The 19637-nt window shown below is 68.8% G+C and carries 18 protein-coding genes; 2 read left to right on the forward strand and 16 right to left on the reverse strand.

Going from position 1 to position 19637, the window contains the following annotated elements:
• Positions 1 to 11 precede the first annotated feature (11 nt).
• From cobA to ACI3KT_RS13350, 9 genes are all read right to left on the reverse strand, one after another.
• Positions 12 to 932 carry a uroporphyrinogen-III C-methyltransferase gene (cobA, locus tag ACI3KT_RS13310; protein ID WP_404904734.1) on the reverse strand — a complete coding sequence of 307 codons (921 nt, stop codon included), beginning with the start codon at positions 930 to 932 and terminating at the stop codon, positions 12 to 14.
• Positions 929 to 1834 (reverse strand): ABC transporter permease, encoded by a 906-nt coding sequence (locus ACI3KT_RS13315; protein WP_292904773.1) that lies wholly within the window; start codon positions 1832 to 1834, stop codon positions 929 to 931. Before ACI3KT_RS13315 ends, cobA begins: the two co-directional genes overlap by 4 nt.
• On the reverse strand, positions 1824 to 2705 hold the full coding sequence (locus tag ACI3KT_RS13320) for an ABC transporter ATP-binding protein (RefSeq protein WP_373426311.1): 882 nt from the start codon (positions 2703 to 2705) through the stop codon (positions 1824 to 1826). The genes ACI3KT_RS13315 and ACI3KT_RS13320 overlap by 11 nt, the downstream gene beginning before the upstream one ends.
• Positions 2702 to 3724, reverse strand: a complete 1023-nt coding sequence (locus ACI3KT_RS13325; RefSeq protein ID WP_404904927.1) for an ABC transporter substrate-binding protein — start codon at positions 3722 to 3724, stop codon at positions 2702 to 2704. The genes ACI3KT_RS13320 and ACI3KT_RS13325 overlap by 4 nt, the downstream gene beginning before the upstream one ends.
• 87 nt (positions 3725 to 3811) lie before the next feature.
• Positions 3812 to 5155: a sulfate adenylyltransferase subunit 1 gene (locus tag ACI3KT_RS13330; RefSeq protein WP_404904737.1), complete on the reverse strand. Its 1344-nt coding sequence runs from the start codon at positions 5153 to 5155 to the stop codon at positions 3812 to 3814.
• A complete protein-coding gene (gene cysD / locus ACI3KT_RS13335; protein ID WP_292904779.1) occupies positions 5155 to 6105 on the reverse strand; it encodes a sulfate adenylyltransferase subunit CysD in 951 nt (316 codons plus the stop codon). Before cysD ends, ACI3KT_RS13330 begins: the two co-directional genes overlap by 1 nt.
• Positions 6102 to 6863: a phosphoadenylyl-sulfate reductase gene (locus tag ACI3KT_RS13340; RefSeq protein ID WP_404904738.1), complete on the reverse strand. Its 762-nt coding sequence runs from the start codon at positions 6861 to 6863 to the stop codon at positions 6102 to 6104. Before ACI3KT_RS13340 ends, cysD begins: the two co-directional genes overlap by 4 nt.
• Positions 6860 to 8581: a nitrite/sulfite reductase gene (locus tag ACI3KT_RS13345; protein ID WP_292904783.1), complete on the reverse strand. Its 1722-nt coding sequence runs from the start codon at positions 8579 to 8581 to the stop codon at positions 6860 to 6862. Before ACI3KT_RS13345 ends, ACI3KT_RS13340 begins: the two co-directional genes overlap by 4 nt.
• A gap of 343 nt (positions 8582 to 8924) precedes the next feature.
• The gene (locus tag ACI3KT_RS13350) at positions 8925 to 9593 is read right to left on the reverse strand and encodes a sirohydrochlorin chelatase (RefSeq protein ID WP_404904740.1); all 669 of its coding nucleotides are present in this window, start codon (positions 9591 to 9593) and stop codon (positions 8925 to 8927) included.
• 214 nt (positions 9594 to 9807) lie between these two features.
• On the opposite strand from ACI3KT_RS13350, the gene ACI3KT_RS13355 reads away from it, so the two are divergent.
• Positions 9808 to 11142: an HNH endonuclease signature motif containing protein gene (locus ACI3KT_RS13355; protein ID WP_307292586.1), complete on the forward strand. Its 1335-nt coding sequence runs from the start codon at positions 9808 to 9810 to the stop codon at positions 11140 to 11142.
• Positions 11143 to 11216: 74 nt separating this feature from the next.
• On the opposite strand, the gene ACI3KT_RS13360 is transcribed toward ACI3KT_RS13355, so the two are convergent.
• From ACI3KT_RS13360 to ACI3KT_RS13390, 7 genes are all read right to left on the reverse strand, one after another.
• Positions 11217 to 11990 carry an ABC transporter ATP-binding protein gene (locus ACI3KT_RS13360; protein ID WP_404904742.1) on the reverse strand — a complete coding sequence of 258 codons (774 nt, stop codon included), beginning with the start codon at positions 11988 to 11990 and terminating at the stop codon, positions 11217 to 11219.
• A complete protein-coding gene (locus tag ACI3KT_RS13365) occupies positions 11987 to 12793 on the reverse strand; it encodes an ABC transporter ATP-binding protein (protein ID WP_404904745.1) in 807 nt (268 codons plus the stop codon). Before ACI3KT_RS13365 ends, ACI3KT_RS13360 begins: the two co-directional genes overlap by 4 nt.
• A complete protein-coding gene (locus ACI3KT_RS13370; RefSeq protein ID WP_404904747.1) occupies positions 12790 to 13644 on the reverse strand; it encodes an ABC transporter permease in 855 nt (284 codons plus the stop codon). Before ACI3KT_RS13370 ends, ACI3KT_RS13365 begins: the two co-directional genes overlap by 4 nt.
• Positions 13641 to 14600 (reverse strand): ABC transporter permease, encoded by a 960-nt coding sequence (locus ACI3KT_RS13375; protein WP_404904749.1) that lies wholly within the window; start codon positions 14598 to 14600, stop codon positions 13641 to 13643. The genes ACI3KT_RS13370 and ACI3KT_RS13375 overlap by 4 nt, the downstream gene beginning before the upstream one ends.
• Positions 14601 to 14678: 78 nt before the next feature.
• A complete protein-coding gene (locus tag ACI3KT_RS13380; protein ID WP_292904797.1) occupies positions 14679 to 16169 on the reverse strand; it encodes an ABC transporter substrate-binding protein in 1491 nt (496 codons plus the stop codon).
• 63 nt (positions 16170 to 16232) lie between these two features.
• Positions 16233 to 16946, reverse strand: coding sequence for a DUF1684 domain-containing protein (locus ACI3KT_RS13385; RefSeq protein ID WP_404904752.1), 714 nt, complete (start codon positions 16944 to 16946; stop codon positions 16233 to 16235).
• 153 nt (positions 16947 to 17099) lie between these two features.
• Entirely contained in the window at positions 17100 to 17576 is a 477-nt protein-coding gene (locus ACI3KT_RS13390) for a hypothetical protein (protein ID WP_404904754.1), read from the reverse strand.
• Between the two features lie 200 nt (positions 17577 to 17776).
• Between ACI3KT_RS13390 and dnaK the strand changes: the two genes are divergently transcribed.
• On the forward strand, positions 17777 to 19636 hold the full coding sequence (gene dnaK, locus ACI3KT_RS13395) for a molecular chaperone DnaK (RefSeq protein WP_292904803.1): 1860 nt from the start codon (positions 17777 to 17779) through the stop codon (positions 19634 to 19636).
• Position 19637 lies beyond the last annotated feature (1 nt).

The raw sequence follows: 19637 nt of genomic DNA on the forward strand, positions 1-19637 counted from the left end.
CTTTCGGTGATTCAGCGGGAGGTGAGGGAAGTCTCGACGACCTGGACGAGTCCGGTGTCGACGGCGAGGCCCGCGGTGAGGGCATCGGTCCAGCGAGGTTTGGGCGCGGCATCCGCATTCGAGGAGAGACGATCTGCGGAGCCGGCGACGATGGACGGGGGATTCACGGAAGATGCTCCGTGAATCGTCACCGCATCCGTGGATCGTCCGGCTGCGTGCGGGCTCAACCGCACGACGTCGCCGATGACGATGACCGCGGGGGAGCGCACCTGTCGGGCGGCAGCGATCCCGGTGATCGTTCCGAGCGTGCCGATCGTCACGCGCTGGGTCGCACCGTAGCCGTCTTCGATGATCGCGACTGGGCAGTCGGCGCCTCGGGCCCCGGCTGCGAGCACGTGAGCCGAGTGCCCGAGCGTGTTGACGCCCATCAGCAGGACGACCGTGTGGTCGCCTCCGCCGGGCACCCGATCGATCTGGTCGTGGCCGCTGAGGACCGTGAACGACGTGGCGACACCCCGATGGGTGAGCGGGATGCCGACGACGGCAGGCACCGAGATGGCGCTCGTGACGCCGGGGACGACATCGACCGGGATGCCGCGCTGTTCGCAGAACAGCTGCTCTTCGCGGCCGCGGCCGAACACGAACGGGTCGCCGCCTTTGAGCCGCACGACGTTCCTGCCCGCGGCGGCGAGTTCGACGAGCAGCTCGTTGATGCCGTCCTGGGGCACGGGATGGTGCCCCGGCAGCTTGCCGACATCGATGACTTCGGCTGACAGCACGACGCCTTCGGCCGCGAGCTGTTCGAGCACCGCGCGGGCGCCGAGCCGGTCGGCGACGATCACGTCGGCGTTCTGCAGGGCCTTCAGACCTCGCACGGTCAGGAGCCCGGCGTCGCCTGGTCCCGCACCGACGAGCGTGACGTGTCCGGTCATCGTCCGCCTCCCAGCAGCAGTCCGCGGTTGCGCAGCATCCGCCGCTCGAGCGGGCCGAACAGGGCCAGCTCGATCACGATGCCGATCGCGAGGATGAGCAGGATCGTGGCCAGGACTCCTGCGAGGTCGGCGAGTTCACGGGACTGGTTCAGCATCGTGCCGAGGCCGAAGCCGATCGTTCCACCGCTGGTGATGATCTCGGCCGCCATCAGGGAGCGCCATGAGAACGCCCAGCCCTGCTTCAGGCCCGCGAAGTAGCCGGGGAGTGCCGCGGGCAACGTGACGGAGGTGGCGAGCTGCCAGCGGCTCGCGCCGAGCACGATGCCCACGCGGCGCAGCTGCGGCGGCACCTGGTCGATGCCCGAGAGCAGCCCGTTCACGATCGATGGGATCGCGCCCATCAGGATCACGAAGTACGCGGTTGCGTCGCTGAGCGCGAACCAGATGATCGCGGCGGGCACCCATGCCACGGAGGGCAGCACGGTGAGGCCTGAGATGAGCGGACCCGCGGCGCGGCGCAGCAGCTTCCACTCGGCGAGCAGCATCCCGAGCGCGGTGCCGACCACGATGGCGATCAGGAAGCCGATGACACCGCGCTCCAGGCTCGTCGCGACCGCCTCCTGCAGGCGCCCCGACATCCAGGCCTCGTCGAGAGCGCCGACGACGGCGGCCGGGCTCGGCGCCTTGTCGGGGCGCGGGTTCGCGATCACGACATACAGCTGCCACACGCCCAGCAGCACGAACAGCAGCACGATCGGCGGTAGGGCCTTGCTCAGGAACTCGCGCCATCGCGGAGTGCGCTGCACGTCGTCGGACTGCAGGCGGTCGAGACCGGCCGAGAGCGTCGCCAGATCTCCGTAGGCGTCGCCGTCGGCGGAGATCTTCGTGGAGTCAAGAGGCATTGCGGGCGATCTCCTTCCGCAGCTCGGCGGTGATCTCGGTGGCGAGGGCCGCGACCTCGGGCGACTCGATGCGTCGGCCGAGGGTGTTCGCGATGCGCCACTCGCCCGCGACGCGTCCGGGGCGGCTGGAGAGCAGGATCACGCGCTGGCCGAGGCGAGCGGCCTCACGCACGTTGTGGGTGACGAACACGATCGTGCGGCCGGTGGCGCGCCACACGCGCTCGAGCTCCTCGTGCAGCAGATCGCGGGTGATCGCGTCGAGAGCGGCGAACGGCTCGTCCATCAGCAACACGTCGCGGTCCTGAGCGAGGGCACGGGCCAGGGCCACGCGCTGACGCATGCCGCCGGAGAGCTCGTGCGGACGCTTGTCGCCTGCTTCCGCGAGGTTCACGGTCGCCAGCAGGCGGAGGGCCTCCTCGCGCCGCTCCGCACGAGGGACACCGCGCAGTCGCAGTGCGAGCTCGACGTTCTGCCGCGCGGTGAGCCACGGCATCAGCGCGGACTCCTGGAACATCACCGAGGCGCCGCCCTTCGACGGGCTCAGGGACCCAGCCGAGAGGTGAATGCTGCCGGAGGTGGTGCGCTCGAGCCCTGCGATGAGGTTCAGCAGCGTCGACTTTCCGCAGCCCGAGGCACCGAGCAGGCACACGAACTCGCCCGGGGCGATGTCGAGGGAGACATCCTCCAGGACGATCGGGCCCGAACCGTAGCGCTTCGTGACGTGCGAGATGCGCACCGCGGGGTCGACGGCGGGCGCGGGCGCCGCGAGCGGCGTGACGCCGTCGAAGCTCGGCGTCAGCCGCGCCACGGATGCGGCACCGGGACCTGGGTCCCTGAGCTTGCCGAAGGGTCCCGCGGGCGCACTCATCAGTCCTCCCCGAGCCCTGCGGCCGAGACGGTGTCCTTGCCGGCATCCTTCAGGAGCTTGTTCAGCGCGGTCAGATCGAAGAGCCCGTCGATCGAGCCCTCCTTCTGCGTGCCCGCGGCGAGGCCGTTCTCCACGAGGGTCTCGAACGTCGAGGCCACCGGGTCGACCGTGAACGTGACGTTCTCGAGCGCCCGCGTCAGAACCTCGTCGGAGAGCTTCTTACCCGTCGCCTCCTCGAGCGCGTCGTTGATCACGGCCGGCGCCTCATCGGCGTGCTCGTCGAGCCACTCGACAGACGCGATGTGGCCCTCGAGCAGTTCGTCGACCACCTCGGGGTGCTCCTTCGCGAAGTCCTTGCGCACCAGCAGCACCGTGGTCGGGAAGTTCCCGTCGGGCCACAGATCGGCCTCGTTCACGAGCACGTGCGCACCCGCCTCGACGACCAGACGCGACACCCACGGCTCGGGGAGCCACGCGCCGTCGACGCCGCCGTCCTGGAACAGCGTCAGCGTCTGCGCGTTCTCGGTCGGGGTGATCGTGACGTCGCCCCCGCCCGAGGTCGAGGTCTCGAAGCCTTCGTCGGCGAGCCAGCTGCGCAGCGCCACGTCCTGCGTGTTGCCGAGCTGAGGGGTCGCGATGTTCTTGCCCTTGAGATCGTCGACGCTCTGGATGCTGTCGTTCACGACGAGCGCCGCGCCGCCGGAGGTCGCGCCGGCGATGATGTTCGCCGACTCGCCACCCGACTGGATGAAGGTGTTGATCGCGGGATTCGGGCCGATGTAGGTCGCGTCGATCGCACCGGCGGAGAGCGCCTCGATCGCGGCCGGACCGGCGTTGAAGACCTCGGTCTTCAACGCGACGTCGCCCAGAGCATCCTGGAACAGCCCTTCGGAGAGACCGACCAGCGCGGGGGCGTGCGTGACGTTGGCGAAGTAGCCGAGGCGCACCTCGGCGAGGTCGTCGCCCTTCGCGTCGCTCGAGCCCGGGTCAGCGGATGCCGAGGCGCAGCCCACGAGCATCATCGCGGTGAGTCCCAGGACGGTGAGAGCGGTGGTGGTGCGGTTGATCTTCACGGTTTCGCCTCCTTAGCGAGTGATGGGTGGTGCAGGTCAGTCCTCGACGGTCGCTGCGGCCAGCGTCGCGCCGTCGGCGGGGTGGATGAGCACGAGCGAGCCGCCTTCACGGCTCTGCGCATACGGCTCGAGCGGCAGGTCCGCGGCGAAGCGCAGGCGCACGCGCCCGATCTCGTTCACGGCGAGCGACTCGGCGTCGTGATGGGCGAGCGTCTCGAGGTCGCGTCGGTCGATCACCTCGGCGATCAGCGCCTGCACGGTCGCGGTGCCGTGCTTGACGAGGACCTTGCTCCCGGCGGTGGTCGCACGCGGGTCGAGCTGGAACAGCTCGACGACGGCCTCCCGGCGGCCGGCAGGGATGGTGCCGGATGCGGCGATCACGGCGCCGCGTGCGGCATCGATCTCGTCCGCGAGGGTGAGGGTCACGGACTGCGCGGCCGTGGCTGCATCCGCCTCATGCCCCGCGATGTGGATGCCGGTGACCGTGGTGGAGTGTCCGCCGGGGAACACGTCGACGGAGTCGCCGACGCTCACGGTGCCCGCGGCGATCCGCCCGGCGAATCCGCGGAAGTCGCGATAGCGCTCGGGGTCGGCGATCTCGGGCGACAGGCCGCCCTGCGGGCGCAGCACGAGCTGCACGGGCAGGCGGAAGGGGGCGGCGGTGTCTTCGATCTCGACCGCGGTGGGCAGCGACTCGAGCAGATCGATCAGGGTCGGGCCCTGATACCAGGGCGTGCGCTCGGAGCGGTCGACGATGTTGTCACCCTCGAGAGCCGAGACGGGCAGCACGTGGATGCCGGGCAGACCCAGCTGCTCGGCGACGCGTGCCGCTTCGAGCTCGATCTCGACGAAGCGGTTCTCGTCGAAGCCGACCAGATCGATCTTGTTGACCGCGATGACGACGTGGGCCACGCGCAGCAGCGAGACGACGGCGAGGTGGCGGCGGGTCTGCTCGATGATGCCCTTGCGTGCATCGACGAGCACGATCACGGCGTCGGCAGTGGCGGAGCCGGTGACCATGTTGCGCGTGTACTGCACGTGTCCGGGGCAGTCGGCGAGGATGAAGCTGCGCCGGTCGGTCGCGAAGTAGCGATACGCCACGTCGATCGTGATGCCCTGCTCGCGCTCGGCGCGCAGGCCGTCTGTGAGCAGGGCGAAGTCGAACTCGCCGTGCGCGAAGCCGCGCTGGCGACTGGTCGCGGCGACCTGCTCGAGTTGGTCGGCGAGGATCGCCTTCGCGTCGTGCAGCAGTCGGCCGACGAGCGTCGACTTGCCGTCGTCAACGGAGCCGGCGGTCGCGAACCGGAACAGGGTCCTGGCGCGCTCGCTGGCGGTTGAGCGCGCGGAGCGAGGCGAAACGTCTGCAGCGAGGTTACTCATCAGAAGTACCCGTCCTTCTTGCGATCCTCCATGGCGGCCTCGCTGATCCGGTCGTCGGCGCGCGTCGCGCCGCGTTCCGTGAGGGTGGAACGCTGCACCTCGGCGGCGACGGATGCCGTGTCCGCGGCATCCGACTCCACCGCACCCGTGCAGCTCATGTCGCCGACGGTGCGGTAGCGCACGGTGCGGCGGACGACCTCTTCACCGGCGCGCGGCTGCGAGAACTCGCCGACTGCCCACCACATGCCGTCGCGGCGGAAGACCTCGCGCTGGTGCGCGTAGTACAGCGGCGGCAGGGCGATGTTCTCGCGGTCGATGTAGTTCCAGATGTCGGCCTCGGTCCAGTTCGAGATCGGGAAGGCTCGCACGTGCTGACCGGGCAGGTGCCGGCCGTTGTACAGGCTCCACAGCTCGGGGCGCTGGTTGCGCGGGTCCCACTGGCCGAACTCGTCGCGCAGCGAGATGATGCGCTCCTTCGCGCGGGCCTTGTCCTCGTCGCGGCGGGCCCCGCCGAACACGGCGTCGTGCTTTCCCGCGGCGATCGCGTCGAGCAGCGGCTGCGTCTGGAGAGGGTTGCGGGTGCCGTCGGGGCGCTCGGCGAGCCGGCCGTCGTCGATGTAGTCCTGCACCCGCGCGACCTCGAGGTCGATGCCCAGGCGGGCGACGGTCTCGTCGCGGAACGCGATGACCTCGGGGAAGTTGTGGCCGGTGTCGACGTGCAGCACCGGGAAAGGCACCTTGCCCGGTGCGAACGCCTTCGCGGCGAGGTGCAGCACCACGACTGAGTCCTTGCCGCCGGAGAACAGCAGCACGGGGCGCTCGAACTCGGCGACGACCTCGCGGATGATGTGGATGCCTTCCGCCTCGAGCTGGTCGAGGGCGGACAGACCCTGCGGGCGCTTCGTCTCGTCGCTGCGCTCCTCGCTCAACGACCGGGTGATGGTGCTCATAGGTGGAGTCCGCATTCTGTCTTGGACAGGCCGGCCCAGCGGCCGGACCGGGGGTCCTCGCCGGGGGCGACCTGCTTCGTGCACGGCGCGCAGCCGATCGAGGGGTAGCCGTTCGCGATGAGCGGGTTCACCGGCACCTCGTGCACGGTGGCGTAGTCGATCAGGTCGTCGAAGGTCCACGCCGCGACCGGGTTCACCTTGACCAGGCCGTTGCGCTCGTCCCAGACGATCAGTTCGGTCTCGGCGCGGGTGGGCGCCTCTTCACGGCGGACGCCCGTGAACCACACCTCGTACTCGCCGAGCGCGCGCTGCAGCGGCTCGACCTTGCGGCGCGCGCAGCACAGGCCGGGATCGCGCTCGAAGAGGTTCTTGCCGAACTCGGCATCCTGCTCGCGCACGGTCTGCTCGGGCTTCACATCGACGATGTTCACGTCGAGGCTCTCGGCCACCTCGTTGCGCGTGAACGTCGTCTCGGCGAAGTGGTAGCCGGTGTCGAGGAAGAGCACGTCGACGCCGGGGAGGTGCTCGGCGACGAGGTGCGGGAGCGCAGCATCCGCCATCGAGCACGCGACCGCGGCCTGCGAGACGGCGAAGTTCTCGGCCACCCATGCGGCGACCTCGGCGGGACTCGCCTCGTCGGGCTGCCGGCTGCGCAGCTCGACGTTGCCGCGTTCGGCGAGCGCCTTGAGCTCCTCGCGGGAGCGGCGGGCCGGACGGCCCTTCGACAGGCTCAGGGACCCAGATTCCTGGTGGCTCATTGCAGCGCCTCCTCGTCGGCGCGGTGCGCCCAGTTCGCGAAGGTCTCGTCGGCGCTTTCGCGGTCGGCGAGGTAGCGGCGGATGACGCGCTCGGCGTAGTCGGCGATGCCGTCTGCCGGCACCTTGAGTCCGCGGACCGTGCGGCCGAGTCCTGCTTCTTCGCGATCGACGTTCGCGAGTCCGCCGCCGAGGTGCACCTGGTAACCGGGCACCTGCTCGCCGTCGATCAGTACGAGCTGGCCCTTGAGGCCGATGTCGGCGGTCTGGATGCGCGCGCAGGAGTTCGGGCACCCGTTCACGTGCAGAGTGATCGGACGTCCGATCTCGGGCTCGAGCGCGCCGAGGCGCTCCTCGAGCTGCTCGATGGCCTTCGCGGCGTTGACCTTGGTCTCGACGATCGCGAGCTTGCAGAACTCGATGCCGGTGCAGGCGATCGTGCCGCGGCGGAACAGGCTCGGGCGAGCCGACAGCCCGATCGCGTCGAGTCCCTTCACCAGGCTCTCGACCCGGCTCTCCTCGATGTCGAGGACGAGCAGCTTCTGATGCGGCGTCGTGCGGATGCGCTGCGAGCCGTGCGCCTCTGCGAGGTCCGCGAGGGCGGTGAGAGTGCTGCCGGCGACGCGGCCGACCAGGGGAGCTGCGCCGACGAAGAATCTGCCGTCCTTCTGCGCGTGGATGCCGACGTGATCGCCGAGGCTCGTGGGCTTGGGAGCTGCAGGGCCGTCGGGGAGCGGACTCTCGAGGTACTCGGTCTCGAGCACCTCGCGGAACTTCTCGACACCCCAGTCGGCGAGCAGGAACTTCAGGCGGGCCTTGTTGCGCAGGCGGCGGTAGCCGTAGTCGCGGAAGATCTGGGTGATGCCGTGCCACACCTCGGCCACGCGGTCGGGGGTGACGAAGACGCCCAGCCGCTCTCCAAGTCGCGGCACGACCGAGAGCGCGCCGCCGACCCACAGGTCGTAGCCGATGCCGAGTTCGGGGTGCTCGACCGCGACGAAGGCGCAGTCGTTGATCTCGTGCACCACGTCCTGGCTGGGGTGGCCCGTGATCGCGGTCTTGTACTTGCGGGGCAGGTTCGACAGAGTCACGTCACCGATGAAGCGGTCGGCGATCTCGCGGATCTGCGGCGTCGGGTCGATCAGCTCGTCGGCGGCGATGCCGGCGACCGGCGAGCCGAGGATCACGCGGGGCACATCGCCGCACGCTTCCGTCGTGCTCAGGCCGACGGCTTCGAGGCGGCGCCATATCTCGGGAACACTCTGCACCTCGACCCAGTGCAGCTGCACGTTCTGGCGGTCGGTGATGTCGGCCGTGTCGCGGGCGAACTCGGTCGAGATCTCGCCGATCACGCGGAGCTGCTCGGTCGTCAGCTGCCCGCCGTCGATCCGCACACGCATCATGAAGTACTCGTCTTCGAGTTCGTGCGGCTCGAGTTGGGCGGTGCGACCGCCGTCGATGCCGGGTTTGCGCTGGGTATACAGACCCCACCAGCGGAAGCGCCCGTGCAAGTCGGTCGGATCGATGCTCTCGAAGCCGCCCTGCGCGTACACGTTCTCGATGCGCTCGCGCACGTTGAGCCCGTTGTCGTCGAGCTTCCACTCCTCGTTGCCGTTCAGGGGCTCGTTGCCGTCGACCGCCCACTGGCCGTGGGGTTTCGTGGGGACGCGCGCGGTGCGCGTGCGGGCACCGCGGATCGGCGTCGGCTGCTGAATCGTCATGCACTGCTCCCTGGGATGGCTTCGCATCACGCTATGGAGGTTGCACCGCGTTCAAGAACTCGAACGGACATGTGACGTCAAGGAGCGTCATATGACGTCACGCAACGTGAAATATGACGGCGGGGTCTGGTGCTCGCGGTGGTTCTGTGCTGCGCGGGCCACCGCGCCCTTCCGGTCGCAGTTCGTGCCGCTCCAGCGGTGCGCCGTTCATTCCGGTTGCAGTTCCTGCCGGTCGACCGCGAATTCGGCGACGCGAACTGCGCCCGGAACGAGGGAGACGGATGCTGCGACGGCACGAACTGCAACCGGAACGGGATGCGGCGCGGTGGCGGCGGGAGGGCCGTCAGAGCCGGGCCGCGGCAGCCTCGTAGCGGGCGACCACGAGATCGATCAGCGGCTGCGGCACGGGGCCGCCGTCGAGGAGCGGCATCGTAAGCGCGCGATCGGCGCTCTGCCGCCGGGCGAGGTCGAAGAAGTATCCCTGGGCGAGCAGGTACGTGGACACGATCGCGTCAGGATGCTCGGCAAGGGCCGAGGGAAGGTCGGGCTGCCGCGCGGCGAGGTAAGCGAGGTGCACGTCTCGGCCGAGACGCTCTTCGAGAAACGCGCCCATGCCCTCGGCATCCGTCAGTGAACGGGGATCGCGCGAGCCGGCTACCGCGAGGATCACCGGATCCTGGCCTTCCGGCAGTCGCTGGACGAGGACGTCGGCGAGGCGCGGATCGGGGCCCATCGGATCCGCGATGACCGTCGACGGGCGGGTCTTCGCGATGCCGTGCAGGTCGTGGTGCACGTGGAACCCGCTGGACAGCAGCAGCGGCACGATCACGAGCGGCCCGTCGAGCTGCGGGGCGAGCTCGGCGGCGTCCGGCTGCTGCACATCGACGAAGGCCTCGATCACGTCGACGTCGGGGAGGGCCGAGCGCACCTGCGCGACGAGGGCGGCGATCGCCGCGGCGCCTTCGACGTCGGCGGTGCCGTGCGACACGGCGAGGAGCGAGGGTCGAGCCATGTAGCGACTCTAAAGGGTATGTGTGACTGCGGTGTTTCAGCGGGGCGTCCTCGCCCAGGTGCCGGATCCCGAGCCTGCGGTCGTCGAGCGAGCGAAGCGAGACGAAACGCCCGTTTCGGAGCATTCGCGCTTCGTTGCCCTTCCGTGATGATTCTGCCCGTTTTCAGCCCCTGATCAGGGTGTCAATGTCGGAGGCCCCGAGCATGATGTAGGTATGACGGCACTGGTTGACGCGACGATCGAACAGGTGGACGCGCTGGCCGCGCTCACCGGCATGCTCGTCGATGTCGACCGCACGATCGGTCAGCTGCAGGCGGTGCGCGATGGCATTCTCGCCACCGCGTCACGTCTGGCGCTGCAGGTCGCAGATGAAGCAGGTCACGAGGATTTCGGCGACCTGTCCACGCGCACGGTGGCCGCGGAGCTGGGGGCGGCGCTGCGGGTGTCCGACCGGACGGTGCAGCGCCGGATGGCGGAGGCGTCGTTCCTGGTCGAGCGATTCCCGCGGGTGTGGCAGGCACAGGGTGCCGGCCGCATCAGCGCCGGGCATGCGCGCGTGATCGTCGAGGCCGGGGAGCATCTCGATGACGCGGCCGACCGGGACGCCTACTCCGAGCAGATCATCGGATTCGCGGAGACGGAGTCCCCGAATCGAGTGGGGCGGATGGCGCGGCGCGTCGCGGAGCGGTTCCAGCCGCGCGGTCTCGACGATCGGCACAAGGACGCTCGGACGAAGCGCCGCATCTGGGTGAATGATCGCCCTGACGGCATGGCCGAGCTCGGCATGCACGGCCCGGCGGCGCTGATCCACGGTGCGTACGACCGGATCACCGCGATGGGCAGGGCGCTGCAGACAGGCTCCTGCGTGCCAACGGGCGCGTCGTTCGGTCCTGCGGCGACAGGCGACTCCGCCACAGAACCGGACGTGGTGCCCGACGCTCGGACCTTCGACGAGATCCGCTGCGATCTCGCTCTCGACATGCTCCTCACCGGTGCTCCGGCCGGGCACGACACCCCTGAGGGGCTCCTCGCCGCGATCACAGCGGCCGTGTCCGTCACGGTCCCGGTGCTCAGCCTCGCCGGCGTCGACAGCACTCCTGCCGAGCTGAACGGTCGCTGCCCGATCGACGACGCGACGGCGAAGGCGCTGGTCGGTGCAGCATCCGGTTGGGATCGCGTGCTCACCCACCCTGTCACCGGTGGCGTGCTCGCCGTCGACCGCTACCGGCCCTCCGCCGACCTGAGGCGACACCTCCAGGCCAGGGACCAGCGGTGCCGATTCCCTGGATGCGGGATGCCGGCCCGAGACAGCGACCTCGACCACACGATCGACCACGCCTTCGGTGGCGAGACGACCGACGCCAACCTCGGTGCACTGTGCCGAAGACACCACGTGCTGAAGCATCACACCCCGTGGCACGTCGAACACCTCGACGGCGGCGTCTACTCGTGGACGAGCCCGACCGGACAGATCTACATCGACCGGCCTCCGCCGGTGAACACCGTGACGTTCACCGAAGCTCCCGACGAACCCGAGCCGCCCTTCTGAGGTCGCACCCGTTGCGGCTGCACCTCGGTGCTCGCGGCGGGGGTGATCCCACCTTCGGCGTGGGCGTGCCCGAATCAGGCCTCCCGCGGCAACCGCGGCAACCGCGGGATCGCCGAGACGAGGGTGCGCGTGTAGGCGGTCGTCGGGGCGTCGAGGATGTCGCGGGTCGCCCCCTCTTCGACGACGCGCCCGCCCTGCAGCACGACGGTCCGCTCACACAGGGCGGCGACCGCGCTCAGATCGTGCGACACCATCACGAGGGCCATGCCGGTCTCGGCGCGCAGACGGGCCAGCAGCTCGATGACCTGGATGCGGGTGGTGACGTCGAGTGCGCTGACCGGCTCGTCTGCGAGCAGGACGCGCGGTTTCGACACGATGGCCCTGGCGATCGCGATGCGCTGGCGCTGGCCGCCCGAGAACTCGTGCGGGTACCGGTGCAGGGCGTCGGCGTCGAGGCCGACCGAGCGCACGGCCTCCGCCACCGACTGCTGCGCCTCGGCGCCGCGGGCGATCCCCAGGGACCGCAGCGGTTCGCCCACGATGCGGTCGATGCGCTGACGCGGGTCGAGCGAGGAGTACGGGTCCTGGAACACCGTCTGCACCTCGGTGCGGAACCGGCGCATCATGCGTCGGTCGCGCCGGTCCAACGGGGCGCCGTCGAACAGCACTGCGCCGGCGTGCGGCGCGGCGAGTCCGAGGAGCAGGGAGAAGATCGTCGATTTGCCCGCTCCGGACTCGCCGACCAGGCCCAGTGCCTGACCGGCAGAGACACCGAGTGTGACGTCGTCGATGACAGTGCGCCGGCCGTAGGCGAACCGGGCGTCGTGAAGCTCGAGCAGGGCGGTCATCGCACCACTCCCGGGGTGGCGGGGGCGTCGAGCGCCGAGTCCAGCGCCCGGGCGCTCGCCACGAGGCCTTGGGTGTACGGATGCTGTGGGTCGCCGAGGATCTCGGTGATCGGTCCCTGCTCCACGGCCTCGCCCCGTCGCATCACGACCACGCGCTCCGTCATCCGCGCGACCACCGCGAGGTCGTGGCTGATGAACAGCAGCGCCATGTCGCGCTCGGCCACCAGGCGCTCGAGCAGCGTCAGGATCTCGTCCTGAACCGTCACGTCGAGCGCCGTCGTCGGCTCGTCCGCGATCAGCAGCTTCGGGCTCGCCGCGAGGGCGATCGCGGTCGCCACGCGCTGCCGCTGGCCGCCCGACAGCTCATGCGGGAACGCGCGGGCGATGCGAGGGTCGGGCAGGGACACATCGTTCAGGGCGCCGAGCACGGCCTGCTGCAGTGCGGCGCCTCGAAGACCGAGGTGGCGCCGGATCGGCTCCGCGATCTGGCGCTCCACCCGCATGAGCGGGTCGAGGGCGGTCAGCGGCTCCTGGAACAGCAACGAGGCGACCGGGCCGCGCAGCGGCCGCAGCATCCGATCCGGGGCTCCGATCACCTGCGTGCCGTCCAGCAGAACCGATCCGGATGTCTCGAGCCCTCCGCCGAGGAGCCCGGTGACCGCGAGCGAGGTGACCGACTTGCCCGACCCGGACTCGCCGATCACACCGACGCGCTCACCCGCCGTGACGGTGAACGACACGTCGTCGACGAGGCGTCGACCGCCCGCGGTGACTGTGAGGCCGGCGACTTCGAGAAGGCTCATCGGCTCCTCCTGCGAGTCGGGTCTGCGAAATCGCGCAGGCCGTCGGCGATGAAGTTCACACCGAGCACGAGCACGACGAGCGCGACTCCGGGCGCGATGGCCCCGACCGGTGCGGTGAGCACAGTGCCCTGCGCTTCTTGCAGCAGTCGCCCCCAGGATGCGTTGGGCGGCGGTGCGCCCAGCCCCAGATACGACAGGCTCGCCTCGGCCAGCACGGCGGCGCCGAACTGCAGGGCGAGGTTCACGCCGAGGGTCGGCGCGATGTTCGGCAGGACATGGAAGAAGACGATCCCCGGAAGACGGGTGCCGCTGGTGCGCGCTGCGGTGATGAACTGCTCGTGCAGCACGCGGCGGGCGAGGATGCGGGTGAGTCGGGCGACGACGGCCGACATGGCGAGTCCGATCGCGAGGATCGCCGACCACAGCGAGGCTCCCTGCACGGCGACCACGAGCATCGCCAGGAGCAGCACCGGGAACGCGATGATCACGTCGAGCGTGGCCGAGAGCGAGTCGTCGAGCCAGGGGCGGGCGAAGGCGGCGGTCAGGCCGATCGCGACACCCAGCACGGCGGCGAGGGCGACGGATGCGGTGCCGACGATGAGCGCGATACGGGCCCCGATCATGAGCTGAGTGAACAGGTCGCGCCCGAGCTTGTCCGTGCCCAGCAGATGCTCGAGGCTCGGACCTTCGAGGCGTCCGCCGCTGATGTCGGAGGGGTCGAAGGGCAGCCAGAACAGCGAGACGAGAGCGAGGAGGACGATGACGCCGGTGAAGCCCAGACCGAGGCCCAGGGTCGTGTGACGGCGACGTCGGGGTGCGGCATCCGTCACCTGCTCGACCACCGCGGTCATCGGACGGCCACCCTGGCACGCAGTCGCGGGTCGACGAGTCGTTGGACGATGTCGGCGAGGAAGCCGACCAGGAGCACGAACAGGGTGCTCACCACGAGCACGCCCTGGATGTTCGCGAAGTCGTGCTGCGCGATGCCGTTCAGCAGCATGCTGCCCAGGCCCGGCAGCGTGAACACGCTCTCGACGACGACGGCGCCGAGCAGGGTGGTCGAGAGCTCGATGCCGAGCACGGCGATCACGGGGACCGCGCCGTTGCGCAGGCCGTGACGCAGCAGCGCCTCGCCGAGCCCTGATCCGCCGGCGCGCGCGGTGCGCAGATAGTCGCTGCCCAGCACATCGAGGGTGGCGGAGCGCACGTATCTGCTCAGCGAAGCGCTCATCACGAGCGCGATCGTGATCACGGGAAGGGTCAGCGAACGCAGAGCGTCGGCGGGATCCTCCCAGTCGTCGCGCGGGAATCCGCCCGAGGGCAGGACGCCCAGTCCGAGTGCGAAGATCCAGACCAGGATCATGCCCACCCAGAACACCGGGACGGCGATGCCGAGCTGCGCGAAGCCGCTCAGCAGCGCGCCGTACCAGCGGTGGGCCTTCACCGCGGCCGTGATGCCGAGAACGAGCGAGAGCACCGACGCGAGTGCGAAGGCGAGCAACGTGAGCGGCAGGGTCACGACCAGCCGTGCGGAGATCTCGGGCCCGACGGGCAGAGTCGAGATGTAGCTGCTGCCGAGGTCGAACCGCAGCATCTGCCCCGCCCAGGTGAGGAACTGCTGCAGCAGCGGCTGATCCGATCCCACCTGGGCCCGCGCCGCGGCGATCTGCTCATCGGTCGCGTTCACGGAGAGCAGGGCGTTCGCCGGGTCGCCGGGGAGGAGTCGCAGCAGCACGAAGATCACGATCATGGCGACGACGAGCGACACCACGAGGAACGCGAAACGACGGGCGAGATAGGCGAGCATGGGTTCTCTGGGACGAAACGGGCGACGCCTCGTGGACGGCGCCCCGGAGGGCACGACATCCACGAGGCGTCGAGAAGGTCAGGACTTGACGATGTCGTAGGCGAAGAACTGCGAGTTCAGGCCGTTGACAGGGTATCCGGTGACGTCGCTGGATGCGATGACGATCTGCGGATACAGGTACAGCCAGACGCTTGCGGCGTCCGCAGCGATCTGCTCGTTGACCTTCTTCAGCAGCTCGGTCTGCTCGTCGGTGGTCGTGGCCTGTTCCGCCTCGGCCACCCACTGCTGCACATCGGCGTTGTCGTAGCCCCAGTAGAAGTCGGGGTTGCCGTACCAGACCACGTCTCGGTCGTTGACGTGCTCCTGCAGCGTCGCCTCGAAGTCCTGCTCCTTGAACACCTTGGTGTACCACTCGTCGGCGCTGATCGTGTTGATGTTCACGGTGATGCCGACCTCGGCCAGCTGCGACTGCAGGAACTCGGCCACGGCCGGGTGCGGGTCGTAGCTGGGGGTGTCGAGCGTGAACTCGAAGCCGTCCGGGTACCCGGCCTCGGCCAGCTGCTGCGTGGCGAGGTCGACGTCATACGGGTTCACAGCGGTGAGGTCTTCGTACCAGGGGTCGGTCGGCGGGACCATCGAGCCGATCAGTGTGCCGTAGTCGCCCCAGATGGAGTTCAGCAGCTTTTTCGTGTCGATCGCGGAGTAGATCGCCTTGCGCACGAGGGCGTTGTCGAACGGTGCGACGCGGTCGTTGAACGCCAGCAGCTCCTTGGTGGTGGAGGTGCCTTCCGAGATCACGTAGTCGTCGCCCGAGAACTGCGCGAGGGCATCCGGACTCTGCACGCTCGTGATGAGGTCGATCTCACCGGTGAGCAGGGCGTTGTTCTCGGCTGTCGCATCGGTGAAGTACGTGTAGACGACCTCGGCGTTCTTGGCCGCCTCGCCCCAGTAGTCGTCCCAGCGGTCGAGGGTCAGGGTGCTGCCCTTCTTCCACTCGTCCAGCGTGTAGGGGCCGGTGCCGTCCTCCTTGGTCTCCAGGTCTGTCGCGTCGGCGTTCACGATCCACACGTAGCTGAGGTTGTAGAGGAACGAGATCGAGCGCTGCGAGAGCGTGAAGACCACGGTCGCGTCGTCGGGGGTCTCGATGCTCGTGATCACCTCGAAGGCCGATTTGCGCGCCGACTGCGACTCCTCGGCGGTGACGGCCTCGATGCTCGCCTTCACGTCGGCCGAGGTCAGCTTCTTCCCGGAGTGGAAGGCGACGCCGTCCTTCAGCGTGATCGTGTACGTCAGGCCGTCGTCGCTGACGTCGGCGCTCTCGGCGAGCAGCGGCTCGACCTCTCCGTCATCGGTGAGCTTGTACAGGCCCTCGTAGACGTTGCCTGTCAGGGCCTCGGTGACGCCCTGGCCACCGCCCGCGACATTGGAGAGGTTGACGGGCTCGTAGATCGATCCGATGTGGATGGTGGCATCCGGACCATCGGCGGACGCGCCGCCGCCGGCCGAGCAGCCGGCGAGCACGAGGGCCGAGACGAGAATGGTCGCGCCGAGCGCGAGGGACTTCTTCACAGGGGTCTCCTGGTGGGTGGGTGAGGGATGCTGCGGGTTCGGGTGACGGATGCTGAGTGGAGTTCAGGCGGAGTAGATGTCGAATCCGCCTGAGAACACGACGTTCTTCTCGCCGGCGCGGATGGCTTCGCTGAACCGGTTCTGCGCCGGGGGCAGCGGGCAGTTGTACTGTGCGGAGAAACCGCACGGCGGCACGAAGGCGCGGTTGAAGTCGAGCACGACCGTGCCTGAGGCGCCGAAGGCGCTGTCGTCGTCGCGGCGCACGAACAGGAAGCGGCCGGATCCGTACGTCTCGGCGCCGTTGGTGGCGTCGCCGAACACGAGCAGCAGCTGGCCGCCGTCATCGAAGGCGGCAAGGCGGTGCTCGGCGCCGTTCAGCGTGAAGGTGATGTCGCCGGGCACGACGAGTTCGCGAGTGCCTCCGTTGTCGCGGATGTGCTCGAAAGGCACGGTGCGAGAGGCCTCGACCGGCGAGAACTGCGCCTCGATCACCCATGCGGGGTCGTAGTCGTAGGTGTCGATGCTCTCGAACGCACGGATCGCGGGAGCGTCCGCGTCCCACACGCGCAACCCGTACTCGGCGGCTCCGGTCGAGATGTCGGTGCGCTCGATGGGCGTCACAGTGACGGATGCCGCGGCATCCGCCTGCTCTGCGTCGATGTCGGGTCGCTCCGCCCCTGTCCAACGGGTCTCGACGAGGGCGAGGTTGCCCGTGGGCGCGGTGACGGCGGCGCGGCGCTGTGCGCGCCAGGCGGCGTGATCTTCGGGTGCAGGCATGGCGGATCCATCGTAAGAAGGGAATGGGCGTCGCGGAATGTGAACGTTATTCAGCGAAACACGGTCGGCGCGTGCGCCATTCCCCGGCGGCGCGGCTGCGCGGCTGCGCGTCGGGAAGACGAGGGACCGGATGTGACGCTCGGCTGGCGCGGGCTAAGAGAACCAGGGAACCGCGCTGACCGGTTCGCGGCCATCATCCGCAAGCGGCGTGATGGTGAGCACGTAGCGCGGGACGCCGTCGAGCTGTCGGAGATCGACCCGGTGCCGACCCTCTGCGATCGGAAGCCGAATCGCGTAAGACGCGGTCGGGGCTTCATCGTCGAACTGCGCGGCCATCGTCAGCTGCGTGTAGTCGGTGAGCCACAGCCCTCCGGGGCCGACGTTCACAACGCCCACCGCTTGACGCAGCACCGGAGCATCACCATGGCCATCTGCGACTACGACGGTCTCGTTGGTGTCATACGGGCCGGGATAGGCGATGAACAGGGATTCCGCGTTCATCTGCCCTGCGAAGTGGGTGAGGAGCTGCTCGAGCTCCCAATCCTCATCGACGAAGCCACGATACGTATCGGGCGCGACGAGGCAGAAGAATCCGTCCTCATCGACGTGCAAGGCAACGGCATCGCTCATGGCACCACGATAACCAAGAGCGAGACGGAGCGACGACCCCACCGGCCGTCGAGCGAGCACAGCGAGACAAGCAAAGTTGAGCCGATTCATATCAACTTCTTTTGACAGCATCCGACCCTCGGAGTACAGTTGAGTCATCGCGACTCAGGTTTCCCTGATCGCCGCAGACTTCCCGTTCCACACATACAAGGAGAGAACACATGGCACGTGCTGTTGGAATCGACCTCGGAACCACGAACTCCGTCGTCAGCGTCCTCGAGGGTGGCGAGCCGAAGGTCATCGCCAACGCCGAGGGCTTCCGCACGACCCCGTCGGTCGTCGCCTTCACGAAGGACGGCGAGGTGCTCGTCGGCGAGACGGCCAAGCGCCAGGCCGTCACCAACGTCGACCGCACCATCTCGTCGGTCAAGCGCCACATGGGCACCGACTGGAGCTTCGACGTCGACGGCAAGAAGTGGACGCCGCAGGAGATCTCCTCGCGCATCCTCATGAAGCTCAAGCGCGACGCCGAGTCGTACCTGGGCGACACGGTGACGGACGCCGTCATCACCGTTCCCGCATACTTCAACGACGCCGAACGGCAGGCCACCAAGGAGGCCGGCGAGATCTCGGGCCTCAACGTGCTCCGCATCATCAACGAGCCCACCGCCGCCGCTCTCGCGTACGGCCTCGACAAGGGCAAGGAAGACGAGCTCATCCTCGTCTTCGACCTCGGTGGCGGAACCTTCGACGTCTCCCTCCTCGAGGTGGGCAAGGACGACGACTTCTCCACCATCCAGGTGCGCTCGACCGCCGGTGACAACCGCCTCGGCGGCGACGACTGGGACCAGCGTCTGGTCGACTACCTGATCAAGCAGTTCAAGGAGACCACGGGCGTCGACGTCTCGGGCGACAAGATCGCCCTGCAGCGTCTCAAGGAGGCCGCCGAGCAGGCGAAGAAGGAGCTCTCCTCCTCGACCAGCACGAGCATCAACCTGCCGTACCTGTCGCTGACCGAGTCCGGCCCGGTCTCGCTCTCCGAGACGATCACCCGCGCGAAGTTCGAGGACCTCACCAAGGATCTCCTCGACCGCACCAAGAAGCCCTTCGAAGACGTCATCCGCGAGGCCGGCATCAAGGTCGCCGACATCGCGCACGTCGTCCTCGTCGGCGGCTCGACCCGCATGCCCGCCGTCGCCGAACTCGTCAAGCGCGAGGCCGGCAAGGAAGCCAACAAGGGCGTCAACCCTGACGAGGTCGTCGCCGTCGGCGCAGCCCTCCAGGCCGGTGTCCTCAAGGGCGAGCGCAAGGACGTGCTGCTGATCGACGTCACCCCGCTGAGCCTCGGCATCGAGACCAAGGGCGGCATGATGACCAAGCTCATCGAGCGCAACACGGCCATCCCGACCAAGCGCAGCGAGACCTTCACGACGGCCGACGACAACCAGCCGTCCGTCGCGATCCAGGTCTTCCAGGGCGAGCGCGACTTCACACGCGACAACAAGCCGCTCGGCACCTTCGAGCTCACCGGCATCGCCCCGGCTCCCCGCGGCATCCCGCAGGTCGAGGTCACCTTCGACATCGACGCCAACGGCATCGTGCACGTGTCCGCCAAGGACAAGGGCACGGGCAAGGAGCAGTCGATGACGATCACCGGCGGCTCGTCGCTCAGCAAGGACGACATCGACCGCATGGTGCGCGAGGCCGAGGAGCACGCTGCAGAAGACAAGGCGCGCCGCGAAGCCGCCGAGGTCCGCAACCAGGCCGAGACGCTCGCGTACTCGATCGACAAGCTCATCTCCGAGAACGACGACAAGCTGCCCGAAGACGTGAAGACCGAGGTCAAGGCCGATGTCGACGCGCTCAAGACGGCGCTGGCCGGCGACGACGACGAGGCCGTGAAGACGGCCTTCGACAAGCTCAACCAGTCGCAGACCAAGCTCGGCGAGGCGATCTACGCGCAGTCGCAGGCGGATGCCGCAGCCGGCGCCCCCGAGGGCGCCCCCGCCGATGACAGCAGCTCCTCCGACGAGGACGTCATCGACGCAGAGGTCGTCGACGACGAGGAAGACAAGAAGTAAT

The sequence above is a fragment of the Microbacterium sp. ZW T6_19 genome, assembly GCF_044987465.1.
Lineage (GTDB): Bacteria > Actinomycetota > Actinomycetes > Actinomycetales > Microbacteriaceae > Microbacterium > Microbacterium natoriense_A.